General features: G+C 66.7%; 13 protein-coding genes. 7 read left to right on the forward strand and 6 right to left on the reverse strand.

Features of this window, described 5'->3' with window-relative positions:
* The first annotated feature begins 13 nt into the window (after positions 1–13).
* The 3 genes from ACLMAL_RS10640 (at position 14) to ACLMAL_RS10650 (ending at position 3308) form a co-directional block, all read left to right on the forward strand.
* Positions 14–427: a hypothetical protein gene (locus ACLMAL_RS10640; RefSeq protein ID WP_411998890.1), complete on the forward strand. Its 414-nt coding sequence runs from the start codon at positions 14–16 to the stop codon at positions 425–427.
* Positions 428–468: 41 nt separating this feature from the next.
* The gene (locus ACLMAL_RS10645; RefSeq protein ID WP_411998891.1) at positions 469–2532 is read left to right on the forward strand and encodes a prolyl oligopeptidase family serine peptidase; all 2064 of its coding nucleotides are present in this window, start codon (positions 469–471) and stop codon (positions 2530–2532) included.
* A gap of 140 nt (positions 2533–2672) precedes the next feature.
* Complete coding sequence (locus ACLMAL_RS10650) at positions 2673–3308, forward strand: TetR/AcrR family transcriptional regulator C-terminal domain-containing protein (RefSeq protein ID WP_411998892.1); 636 nt, start codon at positions 2673–2675, stop codon at positions 3306–3308.
* A gap of 12 nt (positions 3309–3320) precedes the next feature.
* On the opposite strand, the gene ACLMAL_RS10655 is transcribed toward ACLMAL_RS10650, so the two are convergent.
* Positions 3321–3809, reverse strand: a complete 489-nt coding sequence (locus ACLMAL_RS10655) for a luciferase family protein (protein WP_411998893.1) — start codon at positions 3807–3809, stop codon at positions 3321–3323.
* Positions 3810–3844: 35 nt separating this feature from the next.
* Here ACLMAL_RS10655 and ACLMAL_RS10660 point away from each other — a divergent pair, with 35 nt between their 5' ends.
* Both ACLMAL_RS10660 and ACLMAL_RS10665 read left to right on the forward strand, forming a co-directional pair.
* Positions 3845–4345 (forward strand): winged helix-turn-helix transcriptional regulator, encoded by a 501-nt coding sequence (locus tag ACLMAL_RS10660; RefSeq protein ID WP_411998894.1) that lies wholly within the window; start codon positions 3845–3847, stop codon positions 4343–4345.
* Positions 4346–4355: 10 nt separating this feature from the next.
* Positions 4356–4793, forward strand: coding sequence for a nitroreductase family deazaflavin-dependent oxidoreductase (locus ACLMAL_RS10665; RefSeq protein ID WP_411998895.1), 438 nt, complete (start codon positions 4356–4358; stop codon positions 4791–4793).
* Here ACLMAL_RS10665 and ACLMAL_RS10670 read toward each other — a convergent pair.
* The 3 genes from ACLMAL_RS10670 to ACLMAL_RS10680 all read right to left on the reverse strand — a co-directional run bounded on the left by ACLMAL_RS10670 (position 4790) and on the right by ACLMAL_RS10680 (position 7256).
* Positions 4790–5650 (reverse strand): alpha/beta fold hydrolase, encoded by an 861-nt coding sequence (locus ACLMAL_RS10670; protein ID WP_411998896.1) that lies wholly within the window; start codon positions 5648–5650, stop codon positions 4790–4792. The genes ACLMAL_RS10665 and ACLMAL_RS10670 overlap by 4 nt on opposite strands.
* Positions 5651–5698: 48 nt before the next feature.
* Positions 5699–6331, reverse strand: a complete 633-nt coding sequence (locus ACLMAL_RS10675) for a TetR/AcrR family transcriptional regulator (protein WP_328406798.1) — start codon at positions 6329–6331, stop codon at positions 5699–5701.
* A 586-nt stretch (positions 6332–6917) separates the two neighbouring features.
* Positions 6918–7256, reverse strand: a complete 339-nt coding sequence (locus tag ACLMAL_RS10680) for an ArsR/SmtB family transcription factor (protein ID WP_411998897.1) — start codon at positions 7254–7256, stop codon at positions 6918–6920.
* A 28-nt stretch (positions 7257–7284) separates the two neighbouring features.
* Here ACLMAL_RS10680 and ACLMAL_RS10685 point away from each other — a divergent pair, with 28 nt between their 5' ends.
* Entirely contained in the window at positions 7285–8463 is a 1179-nt protein-coding gene (locus tag ACLMAL_RS10685) for an MFS transporter (protein WP_411998898.1), read from the forward strand.
* 248 nt (positions 8464–8711) lie between these two features.
* Here the strand turns inward: ACLMAL_RS10685 and ACLMAL_RS10690 are convergent, their stop codons facing one another.
* Together ACLMAL_RS10690 and ACLMAL_RS10695 are read right to left on the reverse strand one after the other, a co-directional pair.
* Positions 8712–11522: an ATP-binding protein gene (locus tag ACLMAL_RS10690; protein WP_411998899.1), complete on the reverse strand. Its 2811-nt coding sequence runs from the start codon at positions 11520–11522 to the stop codon at positions 8712–8714.
* Between the two features lie 80 nt (positions 11523–11602).
* Positions 11603–12046: a MarR family transcriptional regulator gene (locus tag ACLMAL_RS10695; protein WP_328406802.1), complete on the reverse strand. Its 444-nt coding sequence runs from the start codon at positions 12044–12046 to the stop codon at positions 11603–11605.
* A gap of 124 nt (positions 12047–12170) precedes the next feature.
* On the opposite strand from ACLMAL_RS10695, the gene ACLMAL_RS10700 reads away from it, so the two are divergent.
* Positions 12171–13196 (forward strand): SMP-30/gluconolactonase/LRE family protein, encoded by a 1026-nt coding sequence (locus tag ACLMAL_RS10700; RefSeq protein ID WP_411998900.1) that lies wholly within the window; start codon positions 12171–12173, stop codon positions 13194–13196.
* The last annotated feature ends 108 nt before the right edge of the window (positions 13197–13304 follow it).

Raw genomic sequence — 13304 nt, forward strand, 5'->3', positions numbered from 1 at the left:
AGAGAACCCCGCCATGTCCGCTGCCCCGCTCACCGCCATCCGCTCCGGTCGGCACGACTGCTACGACCGACTGATATTCGATCTCGCAGGCTCGGCCATCGGCTATCGAGTCGGCTACGTCGACGAAGTCGTGATGGACGCGTCGGGCACACCGGTTCCCCTGCGCGGCGGCGCATTCCTGCACATCGTCGTCCTCGCGCCCGCCAACGACACCACGGGCAACAGCACCTACCGCCCGTCGAACCGCGGCGAACTCGTCGATCTGACGGGCTACCGCACCTTCCGGCAAGCCGCGTGGGCGGGCTCGTTCGAGGGACAGACAACCGTCGGACTCGGGGTCCGCGCGCGACTGCCCTTCCGGATATTCATCCTCGAAGGCCCAGGTAGCGGGTCGCGGGTCGTGCTCGACGTCGCCCACTTCTGGTAACCGGACCACCCACCGCCGCGCCGCTCGGCAACAATGTGGACATGAGCGGTGTTGAGCAGAGTGTGAACGATCCGTATCTGTGGCTCGAAGAAGTGACCGATGAGCGGGCCCTGGACTGGGCCCGCGCGCACAACGATGTGGTCGTGGCGCGCTTTGCCGCGTCCGAACGGTTCACCGATCTCGAACGCCGCATCCTCGACATGCTCGACACCGACACCAAGATCGCCTATCCCGGGCGGCGCGGCCCCTGGCTCTACAACTACTGGCGCGACGCCGCCCACCCGCGTGGGCTGTGGCGGCGGACCACGTTCGCCGAGTACGCCAAGGACGCACCGGACTGGGAGGTGCTGATCGACTTGGACGCGCTGGCCACCGCCGAGGACGAGAACTGGGTGTGGGGCGGCGCAGCGGTGCTTCGGCCGGAACAGTCGCGCGCCCTCATCAGCCTCTCGCGTGGCGGCGCCGATGCGAAAGTCGTGCGCGAATTCGATATCGAGAAGCGGGAATTCATCGACCCCGCCGACGGCGGTTTCCAGCTGCCCGAGGCGAAATCGGAACTGCGCTGGATCGATATCGATTCGGTGTACGTGGGCACCGATTTCGGGCCCGGCTCGTTGACCGATTCCGGATACCCGCGAATCGCCAAACGCTGGCGGCGCGGCACCCCGCTCGCCGAGGCAGAAACGGTGTTCGAAGGTGAAGCGGGCGATGTCGCGGTGTCGGCGGGTTACGACCGCACGCCCGGCTACGAACGGCATTTCGTCGGGCGGGCCACCGACTTCTTCAACGAAGAGGTCTACCTGATCGAAGACGACGGCAGCCTGCGTCACCTCGACGTGCCCACCGATGCCAGCGAATCCTGGTACAAGGATTGGCTGCTGATCCGGCTGAAGTCACCGTGGGAGGTGGGCAACGCGAGCTACCCCGCGGGCGCGCTGCTGGCCATCGACTTCGAGAAATTCCTTTCCGGTGCAAGAGAATTCGAGGTGATATTCACCCCGGACGCACACACCTCGCTGCACGGTTACGGCTGGACCGAGAACCACTTGCTGCTGATCACCCTCGAGGACGTGCAGACCAAGCTTTACGTCCTCACCCCCGGCCCCGACGGCTGGACCCGGGAGCCGCTGGCCGATACCCCGCCCATGGCCACCACCAGCGTGATGAACCTGGACCCGCTGGAGGGCGGCGACGAGTTCATGCTGACCACAAGCGGATTCACCAATCCCGCGACATTGCTCGCCAGCGCCGTCGGCGGCCGGACCGAACAACTCAAGCAGGAACCGGGCTTCTTCGATGCCTCCGGCATCGAGACCGAGCAATTCTTCGCCGAGTCCGACGACGGCACCATGGTGCCGTACTTCGTCATCCGTCACCGGGACCGCAAGGACAGCCCCGGCCCGACGGTGATGTCCGGCTACGGCGGCTTCGAGGTGTCGCGCACCCCCGCCTACAGCGGGGCCTCCGGCATGGGCTGGCTGGAGCGCGGCGGCACCTGGGTGATGACGAATATCCGCGGTGGCGGTGAATACGGCCCCGAGTGGCACACCTCCGTGCAGAAGGCCAACCGGCACAAGGTGTACGAGGACTTCGCCGCCATCGCAAAGGATCTGGTCGCCCGCGGCATCACCACCGCCGACCAGCTCGGTGCGGTGGGCGGCAGCAATGGCGGCCTGCTCATGGGCGTGATGCTGACCCGCTACCCGGAACTGTTCGGCGCCATCGTCTGCCAGGTGCCGCTGCTGGACATGAGGCGCTATCACCTGCTGCTGGCAGGCGCCTCGTGGATGGCCGAATACGGCGACCCGGACCAGCCGGAGGAATGGGAGTACATCAGCAAGTACTCGCCGTACCAGAACGCCCGCGCGGAGGTCACCTATCCGCCGATCCTGCTGACCACTTCCACCCGCGACGACCGCGTGCATCCCGGCCATGCCCGCAAGATGGCCGCACTGCTGGAGGAACAGGGCCACACCTTCTGGTACCACGAGAACATCGAAGGCGGCCACGGCGGCGCCGCCGACAACAAGCAGTCGGCGTTCCAGGCCGGACTCATCTACGAGTTCTTCACCCAGATGCTGATGGAACAGGGCGGAGCCCGCTGACGGACACTCGGCCACCGCCTGCCGGCCCGGACCGGCAGGCGGTGGCTGTTTGCTGCGACAGAAATGAGTAGAGGAGCAGGCGTGACCCACCAATCGCAGTCTGCGACCCGGCTGCTCGATGCCGGTCACGAGCCGGGCGCATGAGCGACCGGAAGCGGCCGGCGCCGAGCGGCCGGACCACGTTGAACCGCGACTACATCGCCACGGTCGCACTGACCGTCATCGATGAGGCGGGCATAGATGGTTTCACCATGCGGAAACTGGGAGCCGCACTCGGCGCGGACCCGATGGCCGCCTACCGCCACTTCACCGACCAGCAGGACCTGTTCGACGCCATCGCCGCCGCGATGTTCGCCGAGCTGGAGATGGAAACCCTGCCCTGGCAAGAGGATTGGCCCGAGTTGATGCGCACCTACGCGTATCGACTGCGCTCGACGTTGCGTCGGCACCCGAATGCGGTGCCCATCTTCGCAACTCGGCCGGTCCGCAGCGCTACGTCCGTCGAGACCGGCAATTGGATGCTGGAACGCCTGCAAGGTGTCGGCTTTCCGGCGGCCATCGGCCTACAGCTGGCCCGATGCCTGCGCGAGTACGTGATCGGCCACATCCTCAGCCATACGGTGGCCACCGTGGCTGCGCAACGCAGTCGCACCCCCGCTGCGGATTCCGACGGCCACCGCGCGCGCATCGCGGCCGTCGACGCGGTCACGAACACCGATCATTTCGAGATCGGCCTGACCGCCATGCTCGACGGATTCGGCAAACACCTCGATTGACCGCAGCACCGCTCAGCCTTCGGTGGCCTGCCGGTATGAGGCATCCACAATCGCTGTCGCCAAGGCAAGTTCATCGGCATCGCGGGGCGCGTAGAGCATCACGATCGTGTCCGGCCACTGTGGGCGCAACGTAATCGGATGCGGCTCGACCCAGCCTGCCTCGGTCAGCGGCGCGATGAGGGGCCGCGGCACGGTCAGATGCATGAACCCGGTCCGATGGATGTGCCCGAACTCGTCCGGACTCGGATACAGGAACGCCTCCCACCGACCGCGTGGGTCGCGCAGTCGCAGCGCGAGCGAGGCAGGCTCGGACACCTGGCTCGGACCGGTGAACACACCCGGCAACGCCGTGGCGTGCGCGATGAGCGCGGAGCGGATCGGCGGCGGCGAGAGCTGGTCGAACTGGTCGTGCGGAATCTCGCGACCGGTGGTTGTCGGCCGGGAGCCGCGGCGGCGCGGCGGCGCGAGGAGATCGACGTCCGACAGGTGCTGCGCTGTCATCAGGTACCGCACTTTCTGTTCGTTGATTACTTCTTGTGCGCGCCTCGAGTCTGGCCGACAATGACGCGGTGATGGAAGAAGGCACTTTGTCCCGCCTACCGCACACCGATGTGCGCGCCCCGGCCGCAGCCGCGGCGCCGATCGGGGCCGAGACGGCGAGCTGTCAGCTACGCGAAGTGCTGGATCGAGTGGGCGACAAGTGGAGCGTGCTCGTCATGGCACTACTCATCGACGGACCGAAGCGCTACTCCCAATTGCAGCGTTCGATCGAGGGCATCTCGCAACGGATGCTCACTCTCACGCTGCGCAGCCTCGAACGCGACGGCATGGTCGAGCGAGCAGTGACCCCCACCTCGCCGCCGCGGGTGGACTATGCGCTGACTCCCGTCGGCGCCACCCTCTCCAACCAGGTCGACGCGCTCATCGAGTGGTCGGAGGGGCACCGCGAGTACGTGGCGGCCGCCCGCCTCCGATATGACGCGGCAATCGCGAAGGGGCATGACGCTCGGAGCGCGGGAACGCCGGCACGCGAATAGCATGAGGTGTGTGTCCAATGAGCAACGGCAGCAACTGAATCGGGAAATCATCGCGGAATTCCGCGCTAATGGCGGTGTCGTCGGAGGGCAGTTCGCGAACATGAGTTTGCTGCTGCTGACCACGACCGGCGCACGCACCGGCGAGCAGCGCACCTGGCCGCTGGGTTACCTGCGCGACGGCGACCGGGTGGTGGTCTTCGCGGCCAACGGCGGGCGGTCGAACAAGCCGGGCTGGTATCACAATCTCGTGGCGAACCCCGAGGCCACCATCGAGGTCGGCGCCGAATCCTGGCCGGTAGTCGCGTCGGTCGTAGAAGGCCCGGAGCGGAAGCGGTTGTGGGACAGCGAGTTGGAGGTTGCGCCGTTCCTTGCCGACTTCCAGAACGCGGTGCCGTGGGAGATTCCGGTCTTGGCGCTCACCCCGGCCAACGGCAGCGCAGCAGGCTAACGATCGCGCAGCCACTTCTCGATCTGATCGACTGTACTGCGGTACTGGCGAATCCAGCCGTTGTGTCCCAGTGACTCCGGCTGATGCCAGGTCGTCACGTCGGCCTTGGGCATCTTCTCCAGCAGGTGCGCGGCGGAGCTCGGCGGCGCGAGGTCGTCGCCGGTCATCGTGATGGACAGGATCGGCAGCTGCAGTCTGCCGATCCGCTCCTCGTAGTCGATATCCGCGCCGACCGGTACGAAGCGGCCGGTGCGCGACAGCCGGGCCCAGTCGGAGATCAGCACCTTCGACTGCCTGCCGAAACCTCCGACCGAGATCCGGTCGCCCGGCCAGAAGCCCGCGATGTTGGCGGTCAGCGAGATCGCCGTGGTGCTCATCAGCATCCCGGGCCCCGAAAGTCCACGGAAGCCACGGTGATACGGAGATCCGGAGGCGACCAGGATCAACCCGCCGAGCCTGCCGCGGATCCGGGAGGCGTACAGCACGGCGAGCTGGCCACCCATGCTGTGACCGAGCAGGTACGGCGTGCTGGCCGGGAAGCGGTCGCGCACAACCTCGAAGATCGCGGGGAAATCGACCGATGCCAGCTCGTGATAGCCGTAGGTGCTCGAGGAGTTCGGCCGCGGCCTGCTGTCGCCCTGGCCGCGCATTTCCCCGATCGCCACGTCGAACCCGCGCTCGGCCAATCCGGCGGCGAACAGTTCGTAGTATCCGGCCGGGACACCGAGCCCCGGGACCATCACCACGACCGGGCGCGGCGCATCCGGGGTCACCGGATGGCTGTGTGCACCGCTCGCCGCGATCAGCCGCACCGGAACGACGCTGCCGTCCGGCATCTGGATGGGAACTGTCTCCATGCCGCGACGCTACCGCGCCGGGGCCGCATCGCCGTCTCCGACAAGGCGCTACGCGCCGACTGCACCCATGATCACCCGGCTGAGCACTCTGATCACGTCATCGAGCGGTGGCCGCGGATCCGCGCCGCTCCAGGAGTCGACCACATAGTTGACCGCGCCGATGATCGCCAGCACGCGCATCTCGTAGTCGCCCGTGGGGATTTCGCCGTGCATGGCGGCGTCCTCCGCGGCACTGGCCAGCAGCGAACCCCAGACCCGGCGCAATTCGAGCCGAAACTTTTCCACCTTCGGCCCCGCACCGACCACTTCGACCAGCGCCACACGCGCCTTGCGCGGATCGGACCCGATGGCCTCGACGTAGGCGCGGACGGACGCGTCGATGATCTCGAGTGCGGTCGCGTCGGCCTTCTTGTCCAGTGCAGCGGTGACCGCGTCGCGCGACTCCCTATCGATCTGCTGGTAGAGCTCGAGTAGTAGGGATTCGCGACCGGTGAACTCCTCGTAGAACTGCCGTGACGAGAGTCCGGCGTCCTTACAGATAGCGCCGACCGAACTATTGGCGTAGCCGTCGCGCGCAAAGACCGTCAGGCCCGATTCCAGAAAACGCGCACGCCGCTGACGTTGCCGGTCCTCTACGGGTTGCCCGGCATACATTCGTCCCGTATTCGCATCCTGTGACATTGGGGCAGACAATACCTAAGGGCCCGATCCCCTCGTCATGGATCGGGCCCTTCTGGAAAACCTACGCGCGACCGCGCGTTAGCCGAAAGTTGGCGGCTTTGTTGCTAATGCGCCGACAGGCTCGCCGAACCAGTGGCAATCAGCTGCAGAAGGGGGCCAAAGACTGCGTTGGATAGGAAGAGGCTCAAGGTATTGCTCCGATCTCACCGTAGTGACCACTCGGTCACTAGCTGTTTGCCGAAAAGGACGATACAGAGCACGCCGCGCCAGGGGAAGTATTTTGCAGGAATTTTTTAGAATATTTTCCGGCGGTTCGCTGCCGGATCTTCGCGCCCGGATCGGCGCTCTCCGCGGCGACTGATTCGCCTGCCAAACCTCACATGGCCGAAGCCGACTCGCAACCCGAACGGCGTCGAAGGCGCGGGCACCGACTGTCGCCGTGGCGCAATTCCGCGTCACAGCTTCCGCAGTGCGAAATACGTTCGGCCCGAACAATACCGACACCGGAGCCGGAAAAGTCTTGCCGAACCGTATCTTTCGCGGCTACTTCGGCGTCACGTCAGCTGCTGCCGCCGCCGGGTCGGCCTCAGCGCGTCGTGTCGGCGAGTACCGCGTCCAGTAGACCGGGGAAGCGCTCCGCGAGGTCGTCGCGCCGGAGTTCGACGAGCCGGTTGCGCCCGGACGCGAAGGTTGTTGTGACGCCCGAGTCCCGCAGCACCTTCCAGTGGTGCGACAGCGTCGCGGCGGTGATCTCGACATCGAACTTGTCGACGCTGCAGCTGAGTGGTTCACGCACCCCGGCAAGCGCCCGGACCAGCTCCAGCCGCACCGGATCGGCGAGCGCGCTCAGCACCCGGACCAGGTCCAGGTCGGCGGTGCTCGGCTGCGGTAGCTGGCGCAAATCTATTCTCCGATCGTTTGACAACAATCGAATCATATCTCAGCATACTAAGATGCTTCGACAATCATCGAACAATCTCGTTCGGTCCCTCATTCCACTCGCCGTGGGCACCTTCGTGCTCGGCACCGACCTGTTCGTGCTCAACGGCATGCTGCCGCTCATCGCCGCCGACCTGAACGTCTCCGTCGCCACCGCGGGCCAGCTGACCACGATGTTCTCCTGGACCTACGCCGCCGCATCGCCACTCATCGCGACCGCCACCGGATCTTGGGATCGGCGCCGGCTATTGGGTGGCGGCGCAGCGCTTTTCGTGCTCGGCATGATAGGCCAAGCCGCGGGCGAGACGTTCGCGATCATGGCGACGGCGCGCATCGTGGCCGCGTTGGGCGCGGCGGCATTCCAGGCCAACGCCTTCGCTGTCGCAGGCGTGGTCGCCGACGACACCAACCGCGGTAAGGCGCTGTCGGTGGTCGCCACCGGGCTCACCCTGTCCAGTGTCGCGGGCGTGCCGATCGGCATCTTCGTCGAGCGCTGGATCGGCTGGCGTGGCGTGCTGTGGGCGATCGCCGCCGCAGGCGCCGTCGCGGCGGTGCTCGTGTTGTTGCTGCCGCGGGTCACGCTCCCGAAAACCGGTCTGCGAGAACGCATCAGCGTGCTCGTGCGCCGACCGGTGCTGCGAGTGCTGATGGTGACCACGGCCGCCACGACAGCAACGTTCACTACGTTCGTCTATCTGCCTGTCGTAGTCGCGCCGTCGGTATCCCAGCAGCTGCTGGCATGGCTCCTGCTCACCATGGGCGTCGGCCAGGTCATCGGCAACGCGCAGGCCGGTCGCGCCGTCGACCGCTACGGGCCACAGCGCACACTGATCGTCGGCATCGTCGGCACAGCGGTCGGGTTGATCCTGTTCGGTCCCGCCATCAACACCGCTTGGACCGTCTTCGCGGTGCTTGCGATCACCGGCCTGTTCGGCGCCACCATCATGGTTCCCCAGCAGACCCGCCTCTTCGGCATCGCCGCCGATGCGCCCACCGTCGCCCTCGGCCTCAATGGCTCCGCCATCTACCTCGGCAGCGGGATCGGCTCCATAATCGGTGGCGCAGTGCTGGATTCGTTCGGCGCGTCCTGGCTGCCGTTGGTCTCCGCTCTCATCGCGTGTGCCGCGTTGGCAATGACTGTCGCAGACCGCACGCCCCGACCCGCAACGGCCGCAGCCCCCGCAACGGCCTGAACTGCCTGCATCCGATCGGCCGATCCACCACCGACGCTGGATCGGCCGCCGCACTGTGCAGGCACCACGACCTCGATACATCACGGTCAGGTCGTCCACCTGCGGCACCGGCGCAGCTTCCGACTCCGGACCGGATTCGGCGGCGGCCGCGACCGAAACGACCTTCCCGTCGCCTGCGGGCAACCGGGGCATGGCAGCCTGTGCGGCAGGCCGCATTCGAGCGCGGCGCTACTGAAGTGCGGTGTCGCTCAGGCACGGTGTCGAAGCATCCAGATGGCGATCTCGGTGCGATTCTGGACACCGAGCTTGCCGAGGACACTGCGCACATGGGTCTCCACGGTGCGCTCCGACAGCACCAGACGCTCGGCGATGTGACGGTTGGAGAAGCCGCTCGCGACCAGTTCGGCGACTTCGGTCTCGCGTGCGGTCAGCGGGTTCGCGCTACGGCCCGCACGATCGATGTCGGCAAGCAACGTGTCCGCCGATCGCAGCCGATAATCCAGACCGAGCAGCCGGAACTCCTGTGCTGCTCGGGTCGCCGCAGTTCGGGCTTCGCGCAGGTCGGCCTCCGTGCCACGGTCGAGCAGGGCCCCGGCCAGCCCGAGCCGGCCGAGGGCGAGGAAGGGGCGCGCCCCGATGCGGGCATCCATGTCGATCGCATGCCGGTAGTGGTCGATCGCCGTGTCGTTGCGCCCCGCGGTGCGGGCCAGGTCTGCGATCGGACGGGCGATCGAACCGGCGCAGAACACCGCGCCGCTGCCGTCGCCCATGTAGTAATCGTCGGCAACGCCGAGCACCCGGTAGACACGGTCGGCGGTATCCCTGTCCTCCAGCAGCACAGCGACAACGCCGATCAGGTAGAGCAGACCGAGCCATCGGGGCCCGACTTCGAGCGTGTCGGGCAGGGTCCGGAACTCCTCGAATCCGGCCCGCGCCTCGGCCATATCACCGGCCAGCGCGTGCAGCATCGGCGAATACACCCGGACCAGTGGAATATTCGGCGCGAACCCGAACGCGTCGAGATGCTCGGCGATCTCGGCCGCGTCGAGGTATCCCTGCATTACGCAGAATTGGCCGCGGAAGGCGTAGTGCAGGCCGATCAGCGAATAGTCGCCGATTCGCAGGGCAAGCGCGTGGGCGGCCGCGTCACTGTCCGCGGCGGCGGCGAGGTCGCCCACCAGGGTCGCGCGGGTCGCGCGGAGTCGATACAGGTGCCAGCGCGCGACCGGCAGTCGCCGGGAGTCCGCCACTTGTTCGATCTGGTCGAGTGATCTGTCGACCATGCCCAGGTCACCTAGTTGAAACCCCGCGTCGGTTGTCCACAGGTGTCCCCATAGTTGAGCAAGGGGTTGCTGTGCGCGAGACCCGATGTCGATGGCGCGGTCGGCGAGGACGCGGCGTTCGGCAAGGTAGACCGGCGCCGACAGGGACAGGTGCCTGGCGTGGATCGCGTCCAGCAGCGCATCGGGGTCGTTGCTGCGCTCGGCCTCGACCAGCGCCGTCGCGGAAAGCTCCCTTGCCCGTTCGCATTCGGCCATATCGGCGGCGGACACGGAGCGCTGTGCCAGCAGCCGGGCCCGTAATGCGGTGTCCGCGTCGGGCGAGAGTTGTCGTAAGGCGTTGACGCACAGCCGATCTACGCTCGCCATCACCCGCGGCGTCGTAATGTCGGTGACCACGAGCCCTGCCGCACCGATGAGATCGGGGCGGTCCGCCTGATCGGCGAGTTCGCCCGCGCGCACGGAGTGCGCCACGCTGTCATCGATCCGCCCCGCCGCGAACTCGCTGCGCGCAAGGTCGAGCCACAACTCGGCGAGCGTTGCTGCCGGGGTGATCCGGCCGATCCCGTCGATGACCCACTGCTGGAATCGAATTGCCTCGTCGTCGGCCAGGCTTGCCCGCGCGGCCGCGGCGGCCATCCCGGCCCAGTACGCACAGTTGACACCGGCGTCCCGGCCGCTCGCCTTGTGCCAGTGCGTCGCGATCGGACCCGCCGCGGCAGGATTGCCGTCGGCGTGTACGGCAAGCAGTTCGGCGGCAGCTCTGTGCAGCGCCATGCGCTCCGATGGGACCAGTTCGGCGTAGACGGCGTCGCGGATCAGCGCATGCGCGAACGTGAACTCACCGTCGTCGAGTTGTCGAACCACGCCCGCGCCGATGGCCGCATCCAGGGCCGCATCGACGTCGGCGCCGACGACGAGCCGAAGCAGTTCGGGTTCGATCCGCTCGCCGAGCACACTTGCCGCACCCAGCACCGCTCGGCTCGCCGGATCCAGCCGATCCACCTGCACGAGTGCCAGTCGGCGAAAGCCGGGATGTGACATAGGATCCAGCGACGCGACATCGGAACCTGCTGTGCCGGAATCAGATTCGATGACAAGTCGGATGTACAACGGATTCCCGCCGGTTCGCGTGTACAACCGATCCACGTCGGCACGGCCCGGGGTCGGACACGCCTGGTCCAGCCAATAGCGGATCTCCTCGATCGACAACCCGGACAGCGCCATCGACCGGGTGTGCGGCATACGAAGCAACCACGGCACCTGCTCGAGGTAGACCGCGGTGGCAGGATCGCGCGCGGTGGTCACCACCAGGAGCCGCAGCCTGGGCAGCTCGGCCGCGATATACCGCAACAGCAGCAGCGAGCTCCGGTCTGCCCAGTGCAGGTCCTCCAGGATCAGTGCGAGCCCGGCCGGCTCGGCCAACTGCTCGAGGGCGTCCGCGACGGCGGCGAACATCCGGAACCGCCGTGCCGCGATATCCATGGTCGGACCGTCCGAGGGGTCGGCCGACAGCGATTCGGCGAGTTCCGGAATGTCGCGGATCAACCGAAGCCACGGCCACAGTGCCGGCATCCCCGCATCGTCCACCGCGAATCCCCGCCCGACACGCATACCGCATTCGGCGGCCAGTTCCACCGTTCGGTCCGCAAGCCGAGACTTGCCGATCCCGGCGGGACCGTCGATCAGGACCAACCGGCCCGCGCCGCCTGCCGCGGACAGCACCGCGGCACGCAGCCCGGCGACCTCGCGATGGCGACCGACGAACGCAGCCTGCATAGCCAGCAGTATCCCCCGCCTCCGGTGGCATGCGCCGGAGTCCGCGGATGACCTTCGGGCCCGCTCGGCGGCGGGTCCGGCTATTCCGGTCGTATCGAATCGAGCAGGTCCGCGCAGCGATCGAGCAACTCCATCAAGGTTGCCCGCTCTTGCGTCGTGAAGCCGGCAGCCAACGCGCGCTCGACTCGCACCGCTCTGGCGTCCGCATCCCGCATGACCGTCGCCCCCTTCTCGGTGAGGCGAGTTTCGAGCACGTTCTTGTGCCATTCGTGTGGCGTCCGCTCCACGAGGCCGCGGTCCTGCAGGTTGGTCAGCACCGTATTCATGGTCGGCGGGGTGACGCCGCAGAGGCGGGCGAGCGCGGCTGCCGAGATACCAGGGTTCTCCGTCAGGAACAGCAGGGCCGCGTACTGCGGCACCGTCACGCCAGCGGGTTTCAATGCCGCGTTCTTGGCCGCACTGAGCGCCTGCTCAGCCCGCTTGATCGGGGATCCGATGCGCTCCGATGCGGGCATAGACGTCATGGCTGCATCGTATCCGCCCGTTCTCTCATTAGCGTCTTGACGATTATTAGAGTTCTAATATACATTCGTGCTCGCTCTTAGATGTCGATACATCTGATTGATAGACCCGATGAGAGGCACGACCATGTCCCGCACGATCCGCCGCCGCCACTTTTCGACCATCGCCACCGCCGTCGCACTGACCGCCGTCGCCGCCTGCGGCACGACCACGAATGCCGCGAAAGCCACCGACCAGGCCGCCGCCTCCCGAATCAGCACCGCCTACGAATTGCCGAGTGATCGCGCGTATCCCGAGGGCATCGCGGTCGACACTCGCAACGGCGACACCTATGTCGGCTCATACACCAACGGCGCGATCTACCGCGCCACGCCGGGCGCCCGCCGGGCCGACATCTTCCTGGCCGAGGGCACCGACGGCCGCAAGACCGCCAATGGCTTGAAGGTCGATCGAGCCGGACGCCTGTGGGTAATCGACTCGACCATGGGCGTCGCGATCTACGACACCGGAACCCGAGCCTTGATCGCCCGCTTCGACGTTTCGGCCCTCGGCCCGCACATGGTCAACGACGTCGCGATTACCCAGGACGGCACCGCCTACCTGACCGACAGCCTGTCCGCCGTCGTCTACCGCGTCACCGAAGCCCAACTGGCCGACGCCGTGGCACACGGCGGAAAAGCTGAACTGACAGCACAATTCGATATGAATTCCACCATCGCACCGCACAAAGCCGGCTCCTTCACCCTCAACGGCATTGCGTCCGACGACTCGGGCCGCTACCTGCTGGTCGTCGATATGACCGCAGGCGACCTGTACCGCATCGCAACAGCACCGAATTCACCCGATCCGATCCGCAAGGTCGCCATGCACGGCGGCGATCTGAAGTACGGCGACGGCCTGGAACTGCACGGCGACACGCTGTGGGCCGCACAGAACGTCACCAACACCATCACCCGTTGGAAGATCACCGACGACGGCGCTACTGCCACCCTGGAGCAGTCCATCACCGACGAATCCCTGCACATCCCGACCACCCTGGTGCGCGCAGGCAATCAGACCCTGGTCGTCGCCTCACAATTCGACAAGGGCGGGCCGATGGGCCCGGGCACCCCCACTACGCCGTTCGCCGTCCTGACCGTCGACGGAATCTGATCACCACCCATCGAGGGCCGGTCCGCTACTGCGCGGGCCGGCCTTCGGTCGTTTCTCGCGCCTCGCGAGCTCACCATCGCTAGGAACACCCACGGTTACCGGACATCG

Source organism: Nocardia sp. CWNU-33 (assembly GCF_046764895.1).
GTDB lineage: Bacteria > Actinomycetota > Actinomycetes > Mycobacteriales > Mycobacteriaceae > Nocardia.